Origin of the sequence: Syntrophotalea carbinolica DSM 2380 (assembly GCF_000012885.1) — a bacterium.
In the GTDB taxonomy this organism is placed as follows: Bacteria; Desulfobacterota; Desulfuromonadia; order Desulfuromonadales; family Syntrophotaleaceae; genus Syntrophotalea; species Syntrophotalea carbinolica.
Window position 1 is genome coordinate 946,216 of the sequence record NC_007498.2, and the last position, 23,982, is coordinate 970,197.

The window sequence follows — 23,982 nt, forward strand, 5'->3', positions numbered from 1 at the left end:
TTCAGGTTTTTAAGGTTTTTGTGGAGGGGTTTCGGGAGAATCGACTGGCCAAACGCTTTCGGATGCTTTTTTGGCAGTCGATACTCCGCATAACTGTTTTCTTGTTTGTAACTATTTGATATGTATAGGGAAAAATTTTTGTTCTTATTTGACAAGTCCTAAGTGAACACTTGGGGTTGCTAAAAAAAACCGGGATGGTGAAATGGCTAAGCGGCTAAGTCCTGAAGATAGAAGGAAAATCCATGAGTCCCCGAAAACGTATAGAGAAATTGCCGAGGAATTTGGCATCTCCGTGGCTTCGGTAGCACGATGGAAGAATCGGGAGGACTTTCGGGGACGGGGGACAATCCCTAAGTATTCCGGAAGGGTTTCGGAGTTTGAAAAAGCCGTGTTCCGGGAATGCATTTGGGTGACACGCTACCCTTACAAAAAACTGGTCGAATTTCTCGCTCCTCTTTGGAAGGAATTGCCCTCTTCCGACAGATTGGAGCGCCTATCGTATTTCAGGGATATTCAAAAAAAGAAGGGGACAGTATCGTCCGGGAAGGCAGGAGGCCATCGAGGAAGGTACGTGCTAGAGGTTGGGGGGAAGCTTTTCAAGCCGGATGTTCCCTATAGCCCCAGAACGCTTTACCGGATTTTGAAAGAAAGCCTGGGAGATGACCTCAAGGATGTTTTTGATAGAGAAACGCCGGAGGTCGGTACTTTGGCTCTTCACGCGGTAGGGATTCAGTGGTTCGAGGCCGCCCAGGATGAAGGCTCCGCCCCCATTCCCGTGAACGGCGAAGTTCTATGTCTTTTCGAGCGGCATACCGGGATGGCCTATCTCAAGGTGTACCGCGACAGAATCAGCGCCGGCAGTCTTGCGAGCAGCGTTGGCCGGTTTCTCCGCATGTGCTCTATAGAGATCAGGGTGGTGAAGTTGGTTAACTTCTACAGCGAAAAGGGGTGGGGAGGGGAAAAGTCGACGGTCCTTCAAGATACTGAGAGTGGGATCTCGGAGATTATTCTAGGCCGGTTCGACAAAGCACCGAAGATCAATTTTGATCCCCAGAAAACACCCCATCGACCGGACAGGATCGTTCTTCCGGGGATATACCCGGACCAGAAAACCCTGGAGGTTGAGATTTTCAAGAAAACCAATCTCTACAATAGTGTGAAGCGCAAGGTGGGCAAGGGGAAGAGATGGCAGGATTTTACTCCCCGACAAAGGCTCTGGCGAGTATATCCTCCAGACCGGAGAAGCCGCCAGGATAGGCTAGAGTTCAACCAAAGGGTATCTATTCCAATCCGGGACGATTCGTCCGGTGACGATGAGCGGTAGGGAAGATTTGCGTCAGGCGAAGAGTCGTAGAGACTTCCCCACACGGTCGGCACGGTCGATAGTTTAAACTCTTTTTTCTCCTTTTCTTTTTAAAAGGAAAAAGGGAGAGGCGATCGTACCTATCGGCCGTGCATGTCTACCTATCTAGAAAGAAAGACTTTTTCCCGGTCGGTTGGCCGGTCAGTCAGCGGTGTTAATTGTCCCTGCCTCTCCCCGGCGGGGATACGTCTTAGCAATCTGAGGATTGCCCAAAACCGTAACAAACCCCATTTCAAGCAGATATTACCTCCTTGGTGATGATCAGAACCAACCAAGGAGGCTTTCCATGCACAAATTCAGCGATTTTTTCGATCCCCACCTCAAGCAACTTCCACTGTCCCACCGTAGCGCCGTCGAGCACGCCCTGGACCACCTCCAGGCCATCTACGGCAGCAACCCCGATCCCGAAGACCACGGCTTCGTCGCCTACGTCGAGCGCGGGGATACTCCCGTTAGCGTGTCCTGCGCCATCGGGCGGGACCTGTCCTCTGCCCTGGAGGGTGTCTTCCTCGACGGTGACTGTCTGGTCGGCGTCGTGCTGTGGGGCAATAGCGGGGCCGGCGTGACCCTCGTCTGCCCCCGGGAGAAAGACTATGCACCGCAGGTCGCCGCCATCCTCCGGGAACATCTGTGCGGGGAGGGTAGACCATGACCGAACGCCACGACGACTACGCATCCTGCTCCGTGCACTATAGCGATGCAGACTTCTGGACCAAGCTCCGTGTCATTCCCCGATCCGCCGGACGCATTCTTCTGCTTAAGGCCCTGCTGCTGCGGGAACTGTTAGTTTCTCCCGGAGTCCCCATCTGGGTGCGGGCCGCCATCCTCGGCGTGCTCGGCTACCTGATCCTGCCGCTGGACGCGGTGCCCGACGTGCTGCCTGTGGTGGGCTATGCCGACGATGTAGCGGCCATGACGGCGCTGCTGGGCAACGTGAACTATCTGGTCTCCGACGACATGCGCGGTAGGGCGGAACAGCGTCTGACGCGGTTGCTCGGCGACGGAAAGGAGTCCCCGTGATCCGATTGACCTCGACCGCCCAGGCCCAAATTCTTGAAGACCGTATCCCCCCTCTGGCAGTACTGCGCATGGCCCAGTTCGAAGGGACGGACGGTTTGTACGATCCGGAACGCCATGGCCATATCGTGGTTCTGGAACCCGGCGACGATGTGGAAAAGGATTTCCCCGAAGCCGGTCCGGGAGGATTGCTGTCCGGACCGGAGGAGGTTCTCTTCGACTACGTGTTCGCCTACCGGGAAGGCGAGAGCGCCGTGTACGAGGCGGTCATCCAGATCGACGACGACAGAACCCTGACCCTGATCATCCCCGACGCTCCTTGGCTGCACACCGGTCTGCGTCTTCAGCTCGAAGCGCTGGCCGAAATCGCCTGACCTTTTGTTCCGCCCTAACAGATAGGCCCATTCCTTCGCGGGAATGGGCTTTTGTCTTTTGTATCCGAAATTTCAGGAGGATTGTCACCATGACCGAAGTCATCACATCCCTGTCCGAACCTTTGTCCCTGATCCGGCGCAAGCTGCCTTTGCGCCTGAAAGTCATCCGTCCCGTGTTCGAGACGCTCAAAGTTAAGGAGCTTCCCGCTGGCTACCTGGACGAAGCCTTCACCTCTCCCCGGAAGGTGGCCGAAATGCTCGCCTTCCTGAAAGCGGAGAGCAAGGAGTATTTCATGGCCCTGCACCTGGACAACAAGAACCGTCTGCTGTGTCTGGACCGGGTGTCCGTCGGCAGTCTCAGCGCCAGCATCGTCCATCCCCGCGAGGTCTTCAAGAGTGCTCTGCTGTCCTCGGCGGCCGGTCTGGTGCTGGTCCACAATCACCCCTCCGGTCAGACCGAACCCAGCCACGAGGACGAGGAGGTCACGACCCGGTTAGTCAAGGCCGGGGAGATGCTGGGCATCCATGTTCTCGACCACATCATCCTGGGCGACGGGTTCTTCTCGTTTGCCGAACAGGGCCTGCTTTGAAAGGAGTATCCGACATGTCCGACCGAACTTCAGCTTCCCGAGAAGACTCTCCCACGAGATTCAATACCCGATCCTTTCCGCTCCCGATACATCCCAAACTGGCCAAAATCCTTGAAGACGAAATCCGGAAGGCCGACGTTCCGGAGGGGAAGGGGCTGGTTCTGAACTTTCGGGACCCACACTATTCCGCCCTGGAGGGTGGCTACCATCCGGTGGAGATCGCCGTCGCGGCTGACGGGAGCATTCTGTACGTGACCGATTTTCTCTATCTCGGCCAACCTCCCTACGCCGAACTGGTCAAGGACCTCGACTTCGACGCGTCGCTGGGACTGTTCCAGCAGGGCGGGATCGACTTCCCCCTGGAAGAGGGGGCCGGGATGTTCGAGCTGTGGCAGCACAATTTCTGCGTGTACTACCGCATGGGGGTGTTCCGGGTCGAGGTCGAACCGCTGTGACCCAGAGGTAGAAAAAGGGTGGGGGCGTAGAGCCGTCTGCCTCCCCCTTTTTTGCCCGGAAAGGAGGAGACACCTCTGGTCGAAACCCACCTTCCGGACCGCTAGTGGACCGCCGGATGCCCGGAGGCAACCAACATTCTATTGGATTTCAACCCATTTGGAGGGAAGAGCGACTGACTCAATATCAGTTCCATCGAAAAAATGTCCCCGGAGGAGGAGAACTATGGCGAACACGAACCGAACCATTTCCCTGACCAAAAAGGCCATCGACGGCCTTCCGTCCCACGATCCAGCCGGAACACAGGCTACGGCCACGGAGTATTCGACCGGCGAACCGGGCCTGCATATCTGCGTCAACATGCGGGGCAATAAGCGCTGGCTGTTCCGCTATCGGCTCTACGGGCGGAAGAAGGCCGTCGCCATTGGACCCTATCCGGCCATCGAGCCGCCTCTGGCCAAACAGATGGCCAACGAGATGCAGCGCAATCTGGCCCTCGGAGAACCTGTCGTATCCCCCAGGGCGCAGCAGAAACAGCAGAAGGCTTTTGGCGAGTTTGCCCGGGAGTATCTGGAGCATGCCAAGCAGACCAAGAAATCGTGGAAGGACGACTACAATAAGCTCACCAATCAGATCATTCCCAAGTGGGGCGAGGTGCCGCTGACCTGTCTGACGCCGAAGGAGATCCAGGGGTATCTGAATCAGGTCAAGGCCCGCACCTCGGGGACCAACGCCAACCGGCACTATGCCGTGTTGAATGTCCTCTACAATCTGGCTGTGAAGTGGGGCGAGATCGATCCGGGGAAGAACCCGATGCCCGGGGTGTCCAAGTTCCGGGACAATCCGGGACGGACACGCTACCTGAGCATGGAGGAGTGCAAGCGTTTTCTGGCGGCCCTGGAGGAGGTGCCGGGGCAGCTGGCGGCCTGTGCCCTGAGATTACTTCTGTTCACGGGTTGCCGTGCGGGGGAGGTGCTCAAGAGCAAATGGGAGGATGTGTCCATGGAAGGGCGGACCATGCTTCTTCCCGAGACCAAGAACGGCAAGTCGCGGGTGGTCCATCTCAATCCGCTGAGTCTTGCCGAGATTGAGAAGCTTAAGGCCTTCCGGCAGCCGAACAACCCCTATCTGTTTCCGGGGAGTTCGGAGGATAAGCCGCTGGGAACGGTGCGCAAGACCTTCGAGCATGCGCTTAAACTGGCGGGGCTTGAGGGAACGGATGTGGTCATTCACACCCTGCGGCATACCCATGCCAGCTTGCTGGCCAACCTGGGGGAATCGCTGGAGACGATCAAGGTTAGTTTGGGGCACAGTTCGGTGAAGATGACGGAGAGGTATGCCCATATCTCCGGTAGCAAGACCAGGGACGCTTCGGACCATTTGGCTGAGCAGTTAAAAGTGGTGATGAATCAATAATGATGACAGCATTCCCTCTCTAGCGGGGAATGCTGTCTTTTAGCGTGTTGTCTTCAATTCGGGAACGTTCTAGGCGATTCGCGTACCCATTCGCATATCTTCCGGGGAAATCCGGGACTTTGCATCAAATGCCCTGATGTAAGCGTCCCTCTCCCAGGACCAGGCTTCCTCGATGGTGTAATCCACATCGTAGCGAATCCAGATCAGCACGTCCCAGTCATAATTGCGGACCTTGCCGGCATTGGTGATCCTGCTGCCCGGCTTGCCGCTGGGGCGGTGGGCCTTGATCTGGTAGCGTCCCCCCCGGAAAACGAAATCGTGACCTCTCGCTACGGCGGTTTTATCCTGCATATACGAAGAGTACTCTTCTTCGCTCATGCCCAGAATCATCGCCGCATCATACTCGGAAACCGCCGATGTGATCGCCGGTGCCACGCCGTACTTTTCTTGCCACTTCAATGCGAGTGCAACCAGTTGATCTCTTAGAGTCATGGTGTCCTCCCGGAAGAGCAAACTCCGCAAAACCCAAAAAAGGTCCTGCGGGGTTTAACGTCACTGATTTTGTTTGACAGCTCGGAAAAACGCTGCGCACATTTATTAATCCTCTCCGCCGCCCGGGACGATGATGTCGTCAGAACTCTCCGCCGCCCGGGACGATGATGTCGTCAGAACTCTCCGCCGCCCCGGACGATGATGTCGCGTCGGAGATGCTCCCCAGACTCTGCAGCAAACCCGCAATGACGTTGTTAACCGGATCGTCTTCGCGGTGACGGCGGATCAGCGGTTTCTGCGTGCCGAAGTAGTAGCGGGCGCCGGCTAGTACGTGGTCGTAGTCGTCATCTCCGAGCGCCCCGTCGACGAACACTGCCAGACCGGCCACCACCTGGTACTCCGCGCCGAGGTGTACGCGCTCATCATCATCGGCGATGCTGCCGCCGAGTTCCAGCTTCAGGTCGTCCAGCGGATACCAGCGCAGATCGAGGCTGCCGAATCCGGCATCGTCCACATCCCCCTCCTGCAGGCCGCCCAGCGCCGCCACGGTGATGCGGCCGACGTAATATTCGCCCTCCAGGGCGTAGCGGCGCATCTCGTAATCCTCCAGTTCCGCGTGGGAGACGTTGAACCCGAGCAGATACCTGGACGGATCGCGGGCGAACAGGTGCAGCCCCATACCGCTGATTTCGTCGTCGCCGTCCAGCTCGCCCCAGGCTCCGTCGAGCTGCAGCCCGAGCAGGTCGCCCAGGGGCACCGAGACGCTGCCCGCGCCGATGATCGCCCCGTCGTCGTCGACGCTGCCGCCGAACACTTCGGCCTTGCCGTTTAATGTCGAAACCGCAGGGCCCTGCGCCATCGCCGTGCCGGCGAACAGGGTCAGAAAAAGAGCTAAAATAACACTGCTCAAACGCTGCTTCATGGCAACCTCCATACCGGAAAAAGCACCGATGAAAAAGGGTCTTTCCGGCTTTTCAATGATTGTTTTTGTTTCACATGTCGGAACCGGAAACGGACATTTTTGTCCCATTACCGACTAATCTTTCGACTATGCGGAAGGCAATAGGTCAACCAGGAACTTCCGGGCAACTTTGGCTTTTTGGGCGTAAGCCGATGGATGATGAATCCGGAAACAACGGATGCTGTCAAACAAATCGAACTCCCATAGCTGTCCATTGGGGATGCCCTGATCGGAATAATCACGCCCGTTATGGCAAACCTTGTTATCCCCTGCGATCGGGAAAAATTCCCTGCGGTAGGGGACCGAATCCATCCCGTTGGCGAAAATAATGATGTCCGGTGCGAAAAACCGGATCTGTAGTTTTACCAATTGCTCGGAGAATTTTTTGATTGTTTCAAAATAGGGGCAACCTATCGGACTTCCCTTTTTCCAATCGAAACAGAAAAGATTGGAATAGATGATCCCTTCCTTTCCACATTTCTTCGCCACGGCTCTGGTGAAGTTATGAAAGGTCTGTCCCCGAGAGTTTCTTATGTTGAGTTGTTTTTCGAAAAACTCCCGGTGTTTGGTCAGTGCCTTCTCGATATAACTTGAGAGGGTTGTAAACTCCTCCTGAATATTCCTGTTTAGTACGTTCCATCCGGCTGTTTCCCTGCCGATAATCATGATCTTATTCTTTGCAGCTTTGTACTGTTTCGGAATGCTGGTCAAAAATAGTCCGGAGAGTCCCTCCTCTCTTCTCCCTGAGGGATGATGAGGATCGAGAAATGAGACGTCTAAATCTTTCAGAATTTCGCGGTATTCGTTGGCAAGCTCTTGCATGTCCACTTTCACCTTTTCAAATCATAGGTATGAGCCCCGGAAAAAGCAGGGCCCTCCCCCGGGGACTTCGATTTCCAATTTTGATTGACAGCCCGGAAACAGCCCCGGCAAACTCTCCTAAAAGAACTCCCCGGTGCCGCTAGAAGAGTCCGCCGCCCGGGACGATGATGCCGTCAGAACTCTCCGCCGCCCGGGACGATGATGCCGCGTCGGAGATACTCCCCAGGCTCTGCAGCAGCCCCGCGACGATGTTGTTGGCCGGATCGTCCTCGCGGTGGCGCCGGATCAGTGGTTTCTGGGCCCCGAAGTAGTAGCGGGCACCGGCCAGCACGTGGTCGTAATCGTCATCCCCCAGCGCCCCGTCGACGAATACCGCCAGACCGGCCACCACCTGATATTCCGCACCGAGGTGTACGCGCTCGTCGTCATCGGCGATGCTGCCACCGAGTTCCAGCTTCAGGTCGTCCAGCGGATACCAGCGCAGGTCAAGACTGCCGAACCCGGCATCGTCCACATCTCCCTCCTGCAGGCCGCCCAGTGCCGCCAGGGTGAAGCGTCCTGCGTAGTATTCGCCCTCCAGGGCGTAGCGGCGCATCTCGAAATCCTCCAGCTCCGCGTGGGAGATGTTGAACCCGAGCAGGTAGCGTGACGGATCGCGGGCGAACAGGTGCAGCCCCATGCCGCTGATTTCGTCGTCGCCGTCCAGCTCGCCCCAGGCCCCGTCGAGCTGCAGCCCGAGCAAATCGCCCAGGGGCACCGAGACGCTGCCCGCGCCGATGATCGCCCCGTCGCCGTCGACGCTGCCGCCGAACACTTCGGTCTTGCCGTTCAGGGCGGAAACCGCCGGGCCTTGCGCCATCGCCGTGCCGGCGAACAGGGTCAGAAATAGACCGAGAACCACTCCGTAAAAATGACTCTTCATGGCAACCTCCACACTAGGTGAAATAATTTCGAAATGTTACAAATAAACGCCGACTAAGATATCACCAGCATTGGAGTGTGCCAAGAAAAAAGCACCGGATTTTTTGTCGTGGCAAGTCTTGGGGGAGTGTGGATGGCGGAATGAAATGGCGGAGTAGGCCGATGCCCGGACGGTGTGATGGAGCCCCTTTTTCAGGGAGAGTTTTTAGAGTTTTGTAGGAATGGAAAGGGAACAGGAGCGTGGACCGCAGATGGACCGCAGGTTCCGGTGGTGGGGCTGTGGATGTTTGCGGAAAGTTACGAAAGGTGATGGAAAATAAGGAAAACTAGAAACGAAAAAACGCCCTAATATCAGGCGTTTGAAGATTTACGAATCAGTTGCTCTACCAGCTGAGCTAGGGTGGCAAAACTGTATGAGGTCCATGTATTTAGCGCAAAACGGGCGGGATGTCAATCTCTTTCGGGGAGGAGGGGAGGATGGAGAAAGCCATGTTTTTCAAGGGCCGGAGAGGGAAGTTGCGCATCGGCGGAAGAGGGCAGAGGGTTTTGCGTATTTTTTCGAGGGAATAGAAAGGTCGAGAGAATTCTCAGAGCATTTTGCGGACCGCAGATGGACCGCCGAAAGCATGGTATCAGTTCCATCGAAAAAATGTCCCCGGAGGAGGAGAACTATGGCGAACACGAACCGATCCATTCCACTGACCAAAAAGGCCATCGACGGCCTTCCGTCCCACGATCCAGCCGGAACACAGGCTACGGCCACGGAGTATTCGACCGGCGAACCGGGCCTGCATATCTGCGTCAACATGCGGGGCAATAAGCGCTGGCTGTTCCGCTACCGGCTCTACGGGCGGAAGAAGGTCGTCGCCATCGGACCCTATCCGTCCATCGAGCCCCCTCTGGCCAAGCAGATGGCCAACGAGATGCAGCGCAATTTGGCCCTCGGAGAACGGGTGGTATCCCCGAGAGCGCAGCAGAAACAGCAGAAGACCTTTGGCGAGTTTGCCCGGAAGTATCTGGAGCACGCCAAGCAGACCAAGAAATCGTGGAAGGATGACTACAATAAGCTCACCAATCAGATTATTCCCAAGTGGGGCGAGGTGCCGCTGACCTGCCTGACGCCGAAGGAGATCCAGGGATATTTGAATCAGGTCAAGGCCCGCACCTCGGGGACCAACGCCAACCGGCACTATGCCGTGTTGAATGTCCTCTACAATCTGGCGGTGAAGTGGGGCGAAATCGACCCGTGGAAGAACCCGATGCCTGGGGTGTCCAAGTTTAGGGACAATCCGGGACGGACGCGCTACCTGAGCATGGAGGAGTGTAAGCGGTTCCTGGCGGCCCTGGAGGAGGCGCCTGGTCAGCTAGCGGCCTGTGCCCTGAGATTGCTTCTGTTCACGGGTTGCCGTGCGGGGGAGGTACTCAAGAGCAAATGGGAGGATGTGTCCATGGAGGGGCGGACCATGCTTCTTCCCGAGACAAAAAACGGCAAGTCGCGGGTGGTCCATCTCAATTCGCTGAGTCTTGCCGAGATCGAGAAGCTCAAGGACTTCCGGAACCCTAGCAATCCCTATCTGTTCCCCGGGAGTTCGGAGGATAAGCCGCTGGGGACGGTGCGCAAGACCTTCGAGCACGCGCTGAAGCTGGCGGGGTTGCAGGGGACGGATGTGGTCATCCACACCCTGCGCCACACCCATGCCAGTCTGTTGGCCAACCTGGGGGAATCGCTGGAGACGATCAAGGTAAGTCTGGGGCACAGCTCGGTTAAAATGACCGAGAGGTATGCCCATATTTCCGGTAGCAAAACCAAGGACGCTTCGGACCATCTGGCCGAGCAGTTAAAAGAGGTGATGAATCAGTAAAAATGTAGCGTTCCCCTACCAGTTGGGGAACGCTACATTTTCAAAAGCTCTAGAGAAATCTGCGGGAGACTGTTGGCTTGGGCCATGATTGACGCCCCTGCTTGCTGTAGGACATCTGCCTTGGTTAGCTCAGAGACTTCAGTAGAAAAATCTGCATCCAGAATGCGACTTAGGGATGCCGAATTTGCTTCGCGACCAGCTGCCGTGGCGCTGATACGTCCCTCTAAAGAGGTCATGGTAGCGCCGTAATAGCTACGGTGGTTGTCCATAATCTGGAGAGCTTCAGCCAATTTTGTTAGAGCAATTTCGGCTGCTTCCGGAGGGTCGATGACAACTGACTCAAGGCCTAATGCTGCTAGGTCTGCAGGGGTTTTTTGTATGTCGATATAGTCACTATCGGAGTTGGCGGTTGTGTTGGCCAATATTTTCATTGTCTGTGGGATAGTTTGAGTGGCTTGCCCCGACGACGGCTCTGGCATATTGCTCCACTCAGCAATTAATCTTACCTGCCCCGCACCATGGGCAAATACCAAGAGGTCTTCGGTTGCCTCATCTACGGTGAATTGTTCTCTTGCTTGGGTTGAAAATACTATTCCATTGTTTATCTCTGGATCACCACCCGGTGCGATGGATTCAAAACTATCCCCATCTCCACTATAGGTAAAATTCATTCCTCCGTAGCTTCCGGTGTTGGCAAAAGCACCCATTCCAAGATGGTCGACAAATAGGAGATTTGTAGGATCATAGGCAGCGCCTGAAGCGAAACCATTGGATTCGGAAATGAAGAGAGTGTTCATGTCTTGAGCGTTGTTGACGCCATTAGATTCCCAGGTAAAATCGCCCAATCCCGTTCCGACGAGATGTTTCCCATCTACCGTGAAAACCTGAATATCAATATCTGGCTGGTATGGATTGCCTAGCCACTCTGGTGCAACATCGACCATAACATTAGTCGCTCCCTGGGGAATTTTTGCAATAGGCGAAAGATCTGGATCAATCAATGTTATTCCACTTGTTATGCCGCCGGCTGTGCTTGTTTCACTGAAAACTTCACCGAGACTTGGAACCACGGCCGTGTTACTGGAATCCCCTCCTAAAGGATACTGCCCAAACATAGATGATGTTTGTGCCAATTGGTCGATCTGCTCCTTGATTTGACCGAATTCTTCGTTCAGAGATTGTCGATCACTGTCTGACAGCGTACTGTTTGCTGCTTGCACAGCCAATTCCCTGCCCCTCTGAATGAGATTGCCTATCTCCTCAAGGGTTGCGTCGGCAAACTGGGCATAGCCGACCCCTTGATTGAGGTTTTCAATGACCTTGTTTTGGGATCGGATCTCGGTTTGGACTCGGTTGCTTTTTGCTAATCCTGCGGGATCATCTTTGGCGCTGTTGATCCGGAGACCGGAAGATAGTCGCCGCATGGCATCGGCCTGTGATTTGTTGGTTTTTCCGAGATTGTTTTGGACGATTTGCGCAAGGGGATTGGTGTTGATGACAAAAGGCATAGTGGCTCCTCGTGGTTTGTTTGCCTTACTACATTATTATCGACCAACCTCCTAAAGACTTTAGAAAAATTAATAAAACGGCTTTTTATTGGTTTTTTCTTTTTGATGAGGGGGGAGGCTGGGCGCATTTTGGCACCAAGGAGCGTGTTGTGATTCTATTCGCTATGTGCTTGAGAGGGACAGGCGGTCAAAAACGATTTGGTCCAAGGGAACAAGGTTGTGGACCGCAGATGGACCGCAGGTTCCGGTGGTGGGGCCGTGGATGTTTGCAGGGATTTGCGAAAGTTGATGAAAAATAAGGGGAATCAGAAACAAAAAAACGCCCTAATATCGGACGTTTGAAGGCTTGCGAATCAGTTGCTCTACCAGCTGAGCTAGGGTGGCAAAACTGTATGAGGTTCATGCTGCGTGAGGTTCATGTATTTAGCGCAAAACGGATGGGATGTCAATCTCTTTCGGGGATGGGATCAAACCTGAGCTACTCCATGCTCGGGCGGGGTCAGGGACTGTCCGGGAGTTGCGACCGACGCGGTATGTTGCTGAATTTTGTAGACGGGTAATTTCCGGTACGCTGTTGCGAAAAGATTAAATAGATGGTTGGTCAGGTGAAATTCATTGGGAAAACCTTTTATTTGTTGTAGAGTGTCTTTATTCATTGCAAACCATCTTGGTCAGGATACATTTTAAATGGTTTGCGGAGATACCGCGGTTTGACAAGTGCGGTTTTCATATGGGGATTTTCCGTTTAACATCGCAACGCGTTTGGAACGATGAAGGAGGTTGTTATGCAGGAGCAATTGCAAAACGGGGGACAGTATCTGGACACTTTGATTAACCTGTTTGTGGCTTGGGGGCCTAAACTGGTCGGCGCGGTACTCGCCCTGGTTATCGGGTTATACCTGGCAAATATGATCGCCAGGGGTTTCAACCGGTTGATGGAAAAGAAAGGCATGGATCCATCTCTGCGACCGTTTCTTAAAAGCCTGATCGGTAATCTCCTCAAGGTGCTGGTTGTTGTCAGTGTCCTCGGGATGGTCGGTATCCAGATGACGTCCTTCATTGCCATCCTCGGTGCCGCCGGTCTCGCCGTCGGTATGGCCCTTTCCGGTACGCTGCAGAATTTCGCCGGGGGAGTGATGATCCTGACTTTCCGGCCATTCAAGGTGGGCGATGTTATCGAGGCCCAGGGGTATACGGGGGCGGTCAAGGAAATCCAGATTTTCAATACGATTCTGAAAACTCCGGATAACAAGACCATTATCATTCCCAACGGCGGACTGGCTACTTCCTCGATGGTGAATTATTCCACCGAGGCGACCCGCAGGGTAGACTGGGTGTTCGGGATTGCTTACGGTGACGATATCGACAAGGCCAAAGAAGTGTTGATGGGGTTACTGAAAAGCAATGATAAGGTTCTCGATGATCCGGCACCTTTTGTGGAACTGGGAGAACTGGCCGATAGCTCCGTAAACTTCACCGTGCGGGCCTGGGTAAATTCTGCGGATTACTGGCCGGTATTTTTCTATATGCAGGAAAACGTTTATCGCAGGTTCGCTGAAGTCGGATTGAATATTCCGTTTCCGCAAATGGATGTTCACCTGGATAAATAACAGTCGTAGAGAGCGTTTTTCGAAAAGGCCGGTTTTGCCGGCCTTTTTTTGTGCCCGGGGAAAGGCATAAAAGGCCTGCCGAGCCTGTTGTTCGGAGGTGCGGGAAACAAGGGTACGGGGCGATGGACGAGGCTTGAGGAGGATCCGCATGTTCCAGACATGATGCCTGGTTGGGATACTGGGCCAACGGCGTCGGTCGAAAGATCAAATTTATAGCTTGACAAATTCAAACGTGTATTTTAAATGTAGATTTAAAATACACGTTTGAATTTATTTGGAGCATTTATGGCACAACAGAGATCGGGTGAAACCAGGGAAAAGCTGCTGGCCGCGGCCAGTGTCGTGTTTATGGAAAAGGGCTTTCGCGATGCGACGGTGTCGGAGATATGCAAGCGCGCTGGCGCCAATGTTTCCGCCGTGAGTTATTATTTCGGCAGCAAGGAGGCTCTTTATCAGGAGACGTGGCGGCATTGCTTTACCGAATCCGTCAAGGCTCATCCGGTGGACGGCGGGGTGAGTGCGGGTGCGCCTGCCACCGAACGGTTGCGCGGGCATGTAAAGGCCTTGGTGGGGCGGATTGCCGACGAAGACAGTAGGGAATTCTTCATTTCCTGGATGGAGATAGTTAATCCTACCGGCCTTCTTCAGGAGATCATGAAGGCCGAATTTATTCCCCTGCGTGAAAAGACTTTGTCCTTGATGCGGGAGCTGCTCGGGCCGAACGCCAGCGAACAACAGGTTGTTTATTGTGAAACCTGCCTTATCAGTATGTGTTTTCATCCAATGCTGATAAAGAGGGTCAATCAGAGAACCAAAAACTTCGAAGGTCCCCATCCCGTTGAGGATCTTGATGCCTTTATTGAACATGTGTTGACCTTTACCCTGGCGGGGATTGCCGCCATCCGCAAGGATTTACCCGTAGGTTCATCATCCCCTGAATCCGACAACACGCCTGCGTCGAAGATATGAGGTTGGTTTCCGTGAATACGATACGTTGCGTTCGCACCATGTTTGTTCTGGCCTGTCTCGGGCTTACCGCCTGCGTGGCTGTCGGGCCGGATTACGTTCCGCCGGTGGCGGATGTACCGGCAACCTGGAGTATGGCGACCGATAACCAGGGACAAGCTGCCGAACCGGGTGACCTGAGTCGCTGGTGGGAGGAGTTCAACGATCCGGTGCTTAACGACCTGGTAACCGATGCGCTGACGGCCAACTTGGATCTGGCCACGGCCAGGGCGCAGCTGCGCGAGGCACGGGCGCAACGTGCCTTGGCTGGATCTCAGCTCGGGCCTTCGGTGGACGTGGCGACCTCGGCTTCCCGCAGCCAGTCGAGCGAAGAAAGCGGATCAGGCTCCACCAGTGAGTTATACAGCGCCGGGTTCGATGCGAGCTGGGAGGCGGATGTCTTCGGCGGCCTGCGTCGCGGTGTGGAAGCGGCGGCGGCCGACGTCGATGCCAGTGTCGAGAGTCTGCGCGATACGCAGGTTTCGCTGGTTGCCGAAGTGGTCCTTAACTATGTGGATCTGCGTACCGCCGAGCGTCGCCTGAGTGTTGCGGAGAATAATATTGCTTCTCTGAGCGAAACCTATCGACTTGCCGGCTGGCGTCTCCAGGCAGGATTGGTTTCCGAGCTGGATGTTGCTCAGGCCCGCACCGAGCTGGAAAGTACGCGGGCAAGTCTGCCCGCGTTGCGGACAACCAGGGCGGAGGCTCGTAACCGGCTTGCCGTACTGCTGGGCAGTTCCCCCGCTGAACTGGGCTCCCGGCTGGAGTCTGCCGGCGCGATTCCGTTGGCCGAGCGTGCTGCGGCGGTCGGTATCCCGGCCGATATCCTGCGTCAGCGTCCCGATGTGCGTGCCGCCGAGCGCCAATTGGCGGCGCAGACTGCGCGGCTGGGCGAGGCTGAAGCGGAACGTTATCCGAGTTTCAAGCTGTCCGGTTCTATCGGGCTGGAAGCTCTTACCTTGTCGGCGCTTAGCAATGGCGGTGCCGCCGTCTACTCGTTGCTGGGCTCGATCACCGCGCCGATTTTCGACTCCGGGCGCATCAGGGCCAATATCGAGACCCAGGATGCCCTGCTCGAACAGACTCGGCTGGCCTACAAGGCGGCGGTGCTGACCGCCCTTGAAGATGTGGAGAATGCGCTGGTTGCGGTCAACAATGCCGGCAAAAGGCGAGAGACGCTGACGTTGGCAGCCGACTCGGCCCGCGAAACGCTGCAACTGGCCGAGCAGCGTTACGCGGGTGGTCTTGTCGACTTTCTCACCGTACTCGATAGCCAGCGAACTCTGCTCGGTCTCGAGGACGACCTCGCCAGCAGTGCTGGGGATCTGGCCGGTGCGCAGATTCAACTCTACAAGGCCCTTGGCGGCGGCTGGTCGCCGGAGCCTCAAACGGAAGATAACAGGGACGCGTCATGAACGATATTTCCAAAAACAATAGTGATAGTGCCGAAACCGGTTTTGAAGCCCTGCTAACCGCCCATGCTGGCGGCGGTGTCCTGCGCCGTTGGCGTTGGGCCCTGATTACGGCAGCCATCGTGTTGTTGCTGACGGGATTTTTCCTGTTCAGGGGCAACGGAGATTCTCAGGGGCCGCAGTACCTGACCGAAAAGGTGACCGAGGGTAAGCTGGTCGTTAAGGTGACCGCTACGGGGAATCTGGAACCGACCAATCAGGTGGAGGTCGGCAGTGAGCTTTCCGGTACGGTGGATGCCGTTTATGTCGACGACGACGATCGCGTGACCAAGGGGCAGCTGTTGGCCAAACTCGACCTGTCCAAGTTCGAAGACGCGGTGGCCCATTCCCGGGCCGCTGTCGAAGTTGCCGAGGCGGAACTGCAACAGGCTCTGGCGACGTTCGAAGAGACCCATGCCAAACTTGATCGATACCGTGAGGTTTCGCGCTTGTCCGGTGGCAAGGTGCCATCCAAAACCGAAATGGAAGCCGCTGAGGCGGACGTTGCCCGCGCCAAAGCCGACCAGGAGAATGCCCGGGCCGGCATCGCCGAGGCCAAAGCCAATTTGCGCAGCGACGAAACGGACCTCGCTAAGGCGCATATCCGGTCGCCCATTGACGGGGTGGTGCTGGAGCGGGCGGTAGATCCGGGACAGGCGGTGGCCGCTTCCCTGCAAGCCGTGACCCTGTTTACCCTGGCCGAGGATCTTTCCAAGATGGAACTCGAAGTCGATGTGGACGAAGCCGACGTCGGTCAGGTCAAAGCCGGATTAGGTGCCAGTTTCAGCGTCGATGCGTGGCCGGACAGAAACTTCGAGGCCGTGATCACCCGGGTCGGGTTCAATGCTTCCGATGATGACGGAGTCATATCCTATCCTGCCGTACTGAAGGTTGCGAACGACGATCTCAGTTTGCGTCCGGGCATGACCGCCACCGCTGTGGTTACAACCCTTACCCACGAAAATGCGCTGCTGGTATCCAATGCCGCGTTGCGCTTTACGCCATCGGAGGATACGTCGGCAGAAAAATCGGGCGGTAGCCTGGTCAGTTCTCTGATACCGCATCCCCCCGCCCGTACCCATAAGGCCCAAGCTTCGGCAGTCGCTGAAGACGGTAGCCAGTGCGTATGGGTATTGCGTGACGGACAGGCGGCCCCGGTGCAGGTCAAAACGGGAGCCAGCAATGGGCGTGTTACCGAGATCCTCGACGGAGAATTGCAGGTCGGCATGGATGTCATAACCGAAACCGTGAGTATGCAGCCATGAGTATCTCCGACCCCTTGATTCGGCTGACCGGCATCACCAAGACCTACGGTAGCGGACAGGCCGCTTTTCAGGCCCTGAAAGGTATCGATCTCTCTATCGAAAGCGGTGATTTTGTCGCCATTATGGGACACAGCGGGTCCGGGAAGTCCACGACCATGAACATTCTCGGATGCCTCGATACGCCCACTGGCGGCAGTTACGAGTTTCAGGGGGTACACGTCGAGCGCTTGTCGCGCAATCAGCGCGCACTGTTGCGGCGGTACTTTCTTGGCTTCGTATTTCAGGGCTTCAACCTGTTGTCACGCACCACGGCACTGGAGAATGTCGAATTGCCCCTCATCTACCGTGGGGAACCGGCGGCAGCCCGCCATGCCGCTGCCCGCGCAGCCCTGGCGCAGGTGGGCCTGCAGGGTTGGGAACAGCACACGCCGGCGGAACTGTCCGGGGGCCAGCAGCAGCGCGTCGCCATCGCCCGAGCCATCGTGTCCCGCCCCAAGGTTTTGCTGGCCGACGAACCTACCGGTAATCTCGATACGCGAACCAGTGAGGAAATCATGGACCTGATCGGTAACTTCAACCGGGAACACGGCATTACCGTGCTCATGGTTACTCACGAACCTGAGATGGCCGAGTATGCCAAACGCGTCGTCAATTTCGTTGATGGCAAGGTGGAAAGCGATAGCTGTAACGGGGAGGTGTCCTGATGCTGTGGAACACGTTGCTTCTTGCATTGCGGGCGATCCGGCGCAACCTGATGCGCTCTTTTCTCACCATCCTCGGCATCGTTATCGGCGTGGCCGCCGTCATTACCATGGTGACTCTCGGCAATGGTGCCACCCAGTCGGTTTCCGACCAGATTTCCAGCATGGGCAGCAACCTGTTGATGGTGATGCCCGGGCAGCGTTTCGGACCCGGGTCCGGAGATGCCGCCAAGTTCAAGAGTGCCGACGTCGAGGCTATCCGTAACCAGATACCCGCCGCCAAGCTGGTCGCTCCGGTCGTTACGACGTCGGCGACCGCCGTGTATCAGGCCGAGAACTGGTCTTCGGCCATCTCCGGCAGCAATGACGACTATTTCGAAGCGGGAGGTTGGGATCTGGCCTCAGGGCGTACTTTTACCGAAGCCGAACAACGCTCCGGCAGGGCGGTCTGCGTTCTCGGTGAAACGGTACGGGAGAAGCTGTTCGGCAAGCAGAACCCGGTGGGAGCCGATATCCGCATCAAGCAATTTTCCTGCGAAGTCATCGGTTTGCTTAAACCCAAGGGCCAGTCGGCTATGGGCTCGGACCAGGATGATACCGTGGTGATGCCTTTGCGTACGGTGCAGCGTCGTCTCGCAGGAAGCCAGGATATCGGCCGGTTGATGATATCGGTAAACGATGGTGCTTCCATCGATGCGGTCAAGGAACAGCTGACGTTGCTGATGCGTGAACGGCGCAACATCGGGGAAAGCGAAGACGATGATTTCCAGGTGATGGACACCCGGCAGATTGCCGAAACCCTTACCGGTACGACCAAGATCCTTACCATGCTGCTGGGCGCGGTGGCAGCGGTAAGCCTGCTGGTAGGGGGGATCGGGATTATGAATATCATGCTGGTGTCGGTGACCGAACGCACCCGCGAGATCGGGATCCGCCTTTCCATCGGCGCGCTGGAGCGGGAAGTGCTGCTGCAATTCCTTATCGAGGCCGTGGTGCTTTCCAGCCTCGGCGGTTTCATCGGCATTGTGATAGCGACCGTGGCGTCCCTGTCGCTTGCCGGGCTGATGGGCATTCCCTACCTGTTCGACCCGAGCATCAACCTGTTGGCCTTTTTGTTCTCGGCCGCCATCGGTGTGATTTTCGGCTATTTCCCGGCGCGTCGCGCAGCCGGTCTTAACCCCATCGACGCGTTGCGCCACGAGTGAACGCAAACCTGGAGGCAGGTTTGCAGGATGGCAGGCGCGGCCGTCTCTCCGCTTGGCGGGATGGACGGTCTCGCTACCGGCAAAGGGCGGGGATCGGGACGGTGGTTGCCGCTTTGCTGTGACAGCCTTGTCTATGCCGAGGGTTGCGGCATGGGTTGCTCGGGATCTTCCAGTGCCCGGGAGCACAGCTTGTTCTGGACAAAGATATCCCGGAGAGATTCTATCGGTTGGGGTTTGTAGTAAAAATATCCCTGGGCCAGGTCACATCCCTGCTCCATCAGGAACAGTTCCTGACCGGCGGTTTCTACGCCCTCGGCAACGACCTGCATGCCCAGGCTCTGGGCCATGCGAATGATAGTGGCCGTCAGAATGGCATCCTGCTCTTTTTGACAGATATGCGCCATGAACGACCGGTCGATTTTCAGTTTGTCGATATGAAAACGATTGAGGTAACTGAGGCTCGAATACCCGGTGCCAAAATCGTCCAGCACAAGCCCCACCCCGATATTCTTGAGATGGTTCATTACTTTTTCCACTGTGGTGTCTTTTTGCAGGAAGATGGTCTCCGTTACCTCCAGTTCCAACTGCTCGGGGGGCAGGGCATACTCTTTCAGCAGCCGGGCAAGAGAGGAGGTGAAATCGTCGTGGAAGAGTTGGCGGGCGGAAATGTTGACGGAGACCGGCAAACTCTCAAATCCCTGATTGCGCCAGCTACGCATGTCCCGACAGGCCGCATTGAGAACCCATTGGCCCAGGGCCTGGATGAGGTTGGACTCCTCGGCTATGGGAATGAACCGGTCGGGCGGGAGCAGTCCTTTTTGCGGATGTCGCCAGCGCACCAGGGCTTCCAGACCAACGATACATTTTTCAGTGAGTTGCCAGATGGGTTGGTAGTGTAGTTCCAGTTGATCTTCTTGCAGGGCCTGACGCAATTCCGTTTCCATGGTCAGGCGATTCTGTACCCGCTGACCGATCTCCTGCCGGAAAAACTGGACGCCGTTGCGGCCGGACTCTTTGGCAAAATACATGGCCGCATCGGCATGTTTGAACAAGGTTGGAAAATCGTGACCATCCTCAGGGAAAATCGCCACGCCCATGCTGGCGGTTATGGTGTGGGTATGCTCCTGTAAGTCATAAGCCGAAGTGAAACAGCTCATGGCTTTTTGAACCAAGGTTGTGGCAACGCTGGTTTTCTGCATATCCGTAAACAGTATGACGAATTCGTCTCCGCCGATGCGGGCCGCCATATCTGTGGAGCGGATCGAGGTTTGCAGCCGTTTGGCCACCTCGCACAGCAACTGATCGCCGACATGGTGGCCCTGCAGATCGTTGATGGCTTTGAAGCCGTCCAGATCGAGAAGGCAAAGGGCTACCTGGGAACCGGAGCGCATGGCGTGCCGGACGGCGTAGTCAAATCGCTCTTTTAGCAGACTGCGATTGGCTAATCCCGTGAGTTGATCGTAATGAGCCAGATAGGCGATCTTTTTCTGCGCTTTATTCTGCTCGCTGATAAAGCGTGCCTGCAGCATATTCTGGTAAGCGGAAACCGACAAATGCCTGGACATGGAATACAGAGCCTGGGCCACTTTCGCGAATTGCTGGCGAGTCATGGCGGGTACTTCGCGAAAGGCTTCGATGGTAACGGTTTCATCGGCCCCGATTTTCCGGGCGTAAGCGCGCATCTGTTCTTCGCTTTGAGTTTTGTCGCGAACCTGTCCCACCAGCCAGTTGGCGATGTGATGCTCGCCGGCCAATATGGCTGCGCCCGCCTCCCATAGCCCGGCGCTAAAGCATGTGCGAATGGTCGGTGCCTGGTTGGATGGCTGGCCCAACAGGGCACGGGAATGCCGGCAATTGGCTTGTCCCTTGGCTGTTTTGCAAATGATATCCTTGCAAAGACGACCGAAATTACTCGGTGCGGTGATGGCCGTGCCGTCCGGTTGCGTGATGATGGCTGCAACGCCGGTCGCCTGAGCGAAATCGGCCTGCAATTGCTGGATATCCTTCAGATTGAACAACTCTTCAAAGGTGGTTTCCGCAGCATCGTGCAGCGGCCGGGTCAGAGCCTGGATGCGTTTTTCGAGGGTCTCTTCCGCCTGTTTGCGTTCGGTGATATCGCGTGCAACGCAGGTCAGGCCCTTGATCTGACGATTTTGCGCGCGATAGGGGCTTATGCACATGTCGAAGCAGGTCCGTCCGTCCGGGAGGTCGAGCCAGTATTCCGTGTGCGTGACGGTGCCGGTGGTGAGAGTATGCTCCAGTGCTGTTTTTGTAGCCTGGACAACCTCTTCAGGAAGATTTACCTCATCGAGGTGTTTGCCGATGAACTGCTCGGGGAGGACGAAAAGTTTTCCGCAGGCGGGTTGGTGATAGGTTTGAAAAACAAGATCCGTGTCGAGGACGAAAACCAGATCCTGCATGCTTCGCAGCAGCGACTGTATAAGAGATTGGTTTTCCTGCAACGCTTCTTTGGCATTATGGGATTCGGTGATATCGCTAAACATCGTGGCGAAACACTTCTCGCCCAGGGGGTAGGCATGGATGCGGAAGTGCCTGCCCAGCAGGTCGGAATACTCTTCGAAGATAAGCACCTCGCCGGTCAGAGCCACCTTGCCGAAGCTTTCAATATAATGGGTTTTTTCAATCCCGGGAAGGACCTCTGTGACGCGGCGTCCGAGAATGTCCGCGACCTTGAGGCCGGTGTGCGTTTCGAAGGCCGGGTTGGCACTCAAAAAGATGAAGTCCACTGCCTGGCCGTCGGTGTCCAGTACGATCTCCTGAACGGCTATGGCTGAAATGGCATTTTCGATGTGCAGTTGGTTTCTCTGTGTATCTGCCCGCAACCGTTCTCCGCGACGATATTCCTCCATGCCGTGCCAACCTGCCAACATCTGAATGAGCAAGCCGAGGCACAGTGCAACGGTGACCCACAAAGGCAGGGTTGTCTGTAAAACGACCAAAAACAGCAGGCATAGGCTCAAGGGGGCGACGATGTGGAGTAGGGTGCGCCGAAAACAGCGATTCCCGGGAAAGGCCGTAACTTGCACGGTACGTTTTCTCATTGTTGCCCCTTTGTTACATTTAACGCTTGCCGGCTATGTCGCAGGGTCCGTTGTTCAAGTCCATTTAAAGAACATAAAGTGCATGTGCCCGGAATGTCCTCGAAATTTATCAGGGCAGATGGCTTACTGTACGTTATTCAAAACTGATGCCATGCATTGCGGGGCGGTAGTCAGCCTGGTTTTGTGGCAGTTGGCAGGGGCTGCCCCGGGCATTTGTGGGGAATGAAGGTCCCTGTTGCCCCACATGTGTACCGGTTTTGTCACGGGATCGATACTTTGTTTCCGGCGGGCAGGGACAAAGATGGGCGAAGTGAAAGATGAAGTCTGCTGGGGGTGCCACAAAGAGGGGGCAGCACCAAATGTTTTCGAAGCCGCATTTTTGCGGCTAATTGTATGCCGGCATCGAACGCGATCTTAGCTGGCTGCGATGCTCTGCAAGGCGGCGATGATATCCGCAATATCCTTGTCCGCCAGAGTGCGCGGATCGAGGAGGAAGGTGCCTTGGGATATCCGGCCGATGATGGGCAGCGCCCTGGTGCGCAGCTTTTGTTCCAGCTGTTGTGCCGAGAGGTTGTCCACGGTAACGGAAATCAGGGTTGTGGGGATTTGCAATAGCGGAAAGGTGCCGCCGCCTACCTGTGAAAAACCTTGCGCGGTTTTCAGGGATACGCTTGCAGGCAGGGTTCGTCGCATGCGCCGCACGGCTTTTCTGGCACGGGAGGCCAGTTCCTCTGCCGGCAGCGTCATCATGCGCAGTGTGGGGATTTGCTGCAAAGCCTGTTGCTCGTCCCGGTACAGGCGCAATGTCCCTTCAAGGGTAGCGAGGGTGACTTTGTCGACGCGCAGCGCCCGCAACAGTGGGTGTTTTTTCATGGCTTCCAGACTGCGGCGCTTGCCGACGATGATGCCTGCTTGCGGCCCGCCCAGAAGTTTGTCGCCGCTGAAGGTGACCAGATCCGCCCCGGCATCGAGGTATTGGCGTACCGTTTTTTCGCCGGACAGTCCGTAGGCCGAAAGATCGACCAGGGTGCCGCTTCCCGCGTCGACCATGACCGGCAGGGATGCTTCGCGGCCGATGCCGACGAGTTCCTCGGTGGAAACCTCGGTGGTAAAACCGACCACGGCGAAATTGCTGGTATGCACCTTGAGCAGCAGGGCCGTTTCTTCCGTGATGGCTGCGCGGTAATCCCGGGGGTGGGTCCGGTTGGTGGCACCGACTCCCCTCAAGATCGCTCCGCTTTGTTCCATCACTTCCGGAATACGGAACGATCCGCCGATTTCTACCAGTTCGCCGCGCGACACGACGACTTCCTTGTCACGGGCCAGACAGCAAAGAGCGAGCATCACCGCCGCGGCGTTATTATTGACGACGACCGCGCTCTCGGCCCCGGTCAGGTCGCAAAGCAGTTTCTCCACATGGACCGCGCGGCTGCCCCGTTTTCCTGCTTCCACATCGAACTCGAGAGTGCTGTATCCGAAAGCCGTATCGCGCATGGTGTCGTGCAGGGCTTCGGCCAGCGGAGCCCGTCCCAGGTTCGTATGCAGGACCACGCCTGTTCCGTTAATGACCCGCCGCAGACCGGGCATGTTCATTTTTTCCAGGGTGTTGGCTACCCGTCCGGTCAGTGCTTCTTCAGCGAGAACCTCAACGGTTGCGGTACCGGCCAGCAGTTCGGCGCGCAGCTGGTCGAGGGCATTACGCACCGCCGTGATAATGACCGGCCGGGGATATGATTCCATGAGGGTCTTGATGCCGGGCCATTCCAGGACCTTATCTACTTTGGGGATATTTCTGAGCAAGAGCGTGGCCTTTCCTGTGGAAAACGGCGATTTGAGCAGCCCTGTTTGCAGTTGGGTTCCGGAAATTCTGAGTGCGCGATAAATGGGTCGGGTTGCGATTTCAG

The 23,982-nt window shown here is 56.2% G+C and carries 21 protein-coding genes; 14 read left to right on the forward strand and 7 right to left on the reverse strand.

The annotated features are described in order from the left end of the window. Positions 1–202: 202 nt before the first annotated feature. The 7 genes from PCAR_RS04800 (at position 203) to PCAR_RS04830 (ending at position 5,213) form a co-directional block, all read left to right on the forward strand. Complete coding sequence (locus tag PCAR_RS04800) at positions 203–1,324, forward strand: hypothetical protein (protein WP_011340509.1); 1,122 nt, start codon at positions 203–205, stop codon at positions 1,322–1,324. Positions 1,325–1,649: 325 nt separating this feature from the next. After that, positions 1,650–2,015 carry a hypothetical protein gene (locus PCAR_RS04805; protein WP_011340511.1) on the forward strand — a complete coding sequence of 122 codons (366 nt, stop codon included), beginning with the start codon at positions 1,650–1,652 and terminating at the stop codon, positions 2,013–2,015. A gap of 32 nt (positions 2,016–2,047) precedes the next feature. After that, positions 2,048–2,383 (forward strand): YkvA family protein, encoded by a 336-nt coding sequence (locus tag PCAR_RS04810; RefSeq protein ID WP_041531584.1) that lies wholly within the window; start codon positions 2,048–2,050, stop codon positions 2,381–2,383. Then, a complete protein-coding gene (locus PCAR_RS04815; RefSeq protein WP_011340513.1) occupies positions 2,380–2,754 on the forward strand; it encodes a hypothetical protein in 375 nt (124 codons plus the stop codon). The genes PCAR_RS04810 and PCAR_RS04815 overlap by 4 nt, the downstream gene beginning before the upstream one ends. 89 nt (positions 2,755–2,843) lie before the next feature. Further along, positions 2,844–3,344, forward strand: coding sequence for a JAB domain-containing protein (locus tag PCAR_RS04820; protein ID WP_011340514.1), 501 nt, complete (start codon positions 2,844–2,846; stop codon positions 3,342–3,344). Between the two features lie 14 nt (positions 3,345–3,358). After that, positions 3,359–3,799 carry a DUF2787 domain-containing protein gene (locus tag PCAR_RS04825; protein WP_011340515.1) on the forward strand — a complete coding sequence of 147 codons (441 nt, stop codon included), beginning with the start codon at positions 3,359–3,361 and terminating at the stop codon, positions 3,797–3,799. Between the two features lie 223 nt (positions 3,800–4,022). Then, on the forward strand, positions 4,023–5,213 hold the full coding sequence (locus PCAR_RS04830; RefSeq protein WP_011340516.1) for a tyrosine-type recombinase/integrase: 1,191 nt from the start codon (positions 4,023–4,025) through the stop codon (positions 5,211–5,213). 69 nt (positions 5,214–5,282) lie between these two features. Here PCAR_RS04830 and PCAR_RS04835 read toward each other — a convergent pair whose 3' ends face one another. From PCAR_RS04835 to PCAR_RS04850, 4 genes are all read right to left on the reverse strand, one after another. Next, positions 5,283–5,705, reverse strand: coding sequence for a hypothetical protein (locus tag PCAR_RS04835; protein WP_011340517.1), 423 nt, complete (start codon positions 5,703–5,705; stop codon positions 5,283–5,285). Positions 5,706–5,844: 139 nt separating this feature from the next. Then, entirely contained in the window at positions 5,845–6,627 is a 783-nt protein-coding gene (locus PCAR_RS04840; RefSeq protein ID WP_011340518.1) for a hypothetical protein, read from the reverse strand. A gap of 126 nt (positions 6,628–6,753) precedes the next feature. After that, positions 6,754–7,488 (reverse strand): hypothetical protein, encoded by a 735-nt coding sequence (locus tag PCAR_RS04845; protein ID WP_011340519.1) that lies wholly within the window; start codon positions 7,486–7,488, stop codon positions 6,754–6,756. A gap of 139 nt (positions 7,489–7,627) precedes the next feature. Continuing rightward, entirely contained in the window at positions 7,628–8,410 is a 783-nt protein-coding gene (locus PCAR_RS04850) for a hypothetical protein (protein ID WP_011340520.1), read from the reverse strand. A gap of 670 nt (positions 8,411–9,080) precedes the next feature. On the opposite strand from PCAR_RS04850, the gene PCAR_RS04855 reads away from it, so the two are divergent. Further along, positions 9,081–10,271 carry a tyrosine-type recombinase/integrase gene (locus PCAR_RS04855; RefSeq protein WP_011340521.1) on the forward strand — a complete coding sequence of 397 codons (1,191 nt, stop codon included), beginning with the start codon at positions 9,081–9,083 and terminating at the stop codon, positions 10,269–10,271. A 32-nt stretch (positions 10,272–10,303) separates the two neighbouring features. Here PCAR_RS04855 and PCAR_RS19120 read toward each other — a convergent pair whose 3' ends face one another. Next, a complete protein-coding gene (locus PCAR_RS19120; RefSeq protein WP_011340522.1) occupies positions 10,304–11,779 on the reverse strand; it encodes a flagellin in 1,476 nt (491 codons plus the stop codon). Between the two features lie 785 nt (positions 11,780–12,564). Here PCAR_RS19120 and PCAR_RS04865 point away from each other — a divergent pair. The 6 genes from PCAR_RS04865 (at position 12,565) to PCAR_RS04890 (ending at position 19,016) form a co-directional block, all read left to right on the forward strand. Continuing rightward, positions 12,565–13,389, forward strand: coding sequence for a mechanosensitive ion channel family protein (locus tag PCAR_RS04865; RefSeq protein ID WP_011340524.1), 825 nt, complete (start codon positions 12,565–12,567; stop codon positions 13,387–13,389). Between the two features lie 285 nt (positions 13,390–13,674). After that, positions 13,675–14,358: a CerR family C-terminal domain-containing protein gene (locus tag PCAR_RS04870; protein ID WP_011340525.1), complete on the forward strand. Its 684-nt coding sequence runs from the start codon at positions 13,675–13,677 to the stop codon at positions 14,356–14,358. An 11-nt stretch (positions 14,359–14,369) separates the two neighbouring features. Next, the gene (locus tag PCAR_RS04875; RefSeq protein WP_011340526.1) at positions 14,370–15,809 is read left to right on the forward strand and encodes an efflux transporter outer membrane subunit; all 1,440 of its coding nucleotides are present in this window, start codon (positions 14,370–14,372) and stop codon (positions 15,807–15,809) included. After that, positions 15,806–17,110, forward strand: coding sequence for an efflux RND transporter periplasmic adaptor subunit (locus tag PCAR_RS04880; protein WP_011340527.1), 1,305 nt, complete (start codon positions 15,806–15,808; stop codon positions 17,108–17,110). The genes PCAR_RS04875 and PCAR_RS04880 overlap by 4 nt, the downstream gene beginning before the upstream one ends. Continuing rightward, positions 17,107–17,814 carry an ABC transporter ATP-binding protein gene (locus tag PCAR_RS04885; protein WP_011340528.1) on the forward strand — a complete coding sequence of 236 codons (708 nt, stop codon included), beginning with the start codon at positions 17,107–17,109 and terminating at the stop codon, positions 17,812–17,814. Before PCAR_RS04880 ends, PCAR_RS04885 begins: the two co-directional genes overlap by 4 nt. Continuing rightward, positions 17,814–19,016, forward strand: a complete 1,203-nt coding sequence (locus PCAR_RS04890; RefSeq protein ID WP_011340529.1) for an ABC transporter permease — start codon at positions 17,814–17,816, stop codon at positions 19,014–19,016. The genes PCAR_RS04885 and PCAR_RS04890 overlap by 1 nt, the downstream gene beginning before the upstream one ends. 131 nt (positions 19,017–19,147) lie before the next feature. Here PCAR_RS04890 and PCAR_RS17685 read toward each other — a convergent pair whose 3' ends face one another. Further along, entirely contained in the window at positions 19,148–22,078 is a 2,931-nt protein-coding gene (locus PCAR_RS17685; RefSeq protein ID WP_011340530.1) for a sensor domain-containing protein, read from the reverse strand. Positions 22,079–22,492: 414 nt separating this feature from the next. Beyond that, complete coding sequence (gene selA, locus PCAR_RS04900) at positions 22,493–23,878, reverse strand: L-seryl-tRNA(Sec) selenium transferase (RefSeq protein WP_011340532.1); 1,386 nt, start codon at positions 23,876–23,878, stop codon at positions 22,493–22,495. Positions 23,879–23,982: the final 104 nt, after the last annotated feature.

Bases quoted from the DNA above. Each gene is read 5' to 3' on its own strand.
- PCAR_RS04805 (WP_011340511.1), top strand. From the start codon at position 1,650: ATGCACAAATTCAGCGATTTTTTCGATCCCCACCTCAAGCAACTTCCA.
- PCAR_RS04840 (WP_011340518.1), bottom strand. From the start codon at position 6,627: ATGAAGCAGCGTTTGAGCAGTGTTATTTTAGCTCTTTTTCTGACCCTG.
- PCAR_RS19120 (WP_011340522.1), bottom strand. From the start codon at position 11,779: ATGCCTTTTGTCATCAACACCAATCCCCTTGCGCAAATCGTCCAAAAC.
- PCAR_RS04885 (WP_011340528.1), top strand. From the start codon at position 17,107: ATGAGTATCTCCGACCCCTTGATTCGGCTGACCGGCATCACCAAGACC.
- PCAR_RS04870 (WP_011340525.1), top strand. From the start codon at position 13,675: ATGGCACAACAGAGATCGGGTGAAACCAGGGAAAAGCTGCTGGCCGCG.
- PCAR_RS04835 (WP_011340517.1), bottom strand. From the start codon at position 5,705: ATGACTCTAAGAGATCAACTGGTTGCACTCGCATTGAAGTGGCAAGAA.
- PCAR_RS04890 (WP_011340529.1), top strand. From the start codon at position 17,814: ATGCTGTGGAACACGTTGCTTCTTGCATTGCGGGCGATCCGGCGCAAC.
- PCAR_RS04830 (WP_011340516.1), top strand. From the start codon at position 4,023: ATGGCGAACACGAACCGAACCATTTCCCTGACCAAAAAGGCCATCGAC.
- PCAR_RS04845 (WP_011340519.1), bottom strand. From the start codon at position 7,488: ATGCAAGAGCTTGCCAACGAATACCGCGAAATTCTGAAAGATTTAGAC.
- PCAR_RS04880 (WP_011340527.1), top strand. From the start codon at position 15,806: ATGAACGATATTTCCAAAAACAATAGTGATAGTGCCGAAACCGGTTTT.
- PCAR_RS04825 (WP_011340515.1), top strand. From the start codon at position 3,359: ATGTCCGACCGAACTTCAGCTTCCCGAGAAGACTCTCCCACGAGATTC.
- PCAR_RS04820 (WP_011340514.1), top strand. From the start codon at position 2,844: ATGACCGAAGTCATCACATCCCTGTCCGAACCTTTGTCCCTGATCCGG.
- PCAR_RS04800 (WP_011340509.1), top strand. From the start codon at position 203: ATGGCTAAGCGGCTAAGTCCTGAAGATAGAAGGAAAATCCATGAGTCC.
- PCAR_RS04865 (WP_011340524.1), top strand. From the start codon at position 12,565: ATGCAGGAGCAATTGCAAAACGGGGGACAGTATCTGGACACTTTGATT.
- PCAR_RS04850 (WP_011340520.1), bottom strand. From the start codon at position 8,410: ATGAAGAGTCATTTTTACGGAGTGGTTCTCGGTCTATTTCTGACCCTG.
- PCAR_RS17685 (WP_011340530.1), bottom strand. From the start codon at position 22,078: ATGAGAAAACGTACCGTGCAAGTTACGGCCTTTCCCGGGAATCGCTGT.
- PCAR_RS04855 (WP_011340521.1), top strand. From the start codon at position 9,081: ATGGCGAACACGAACCGATCCATTCCACTGACCAAAAAGGCCATCGAC.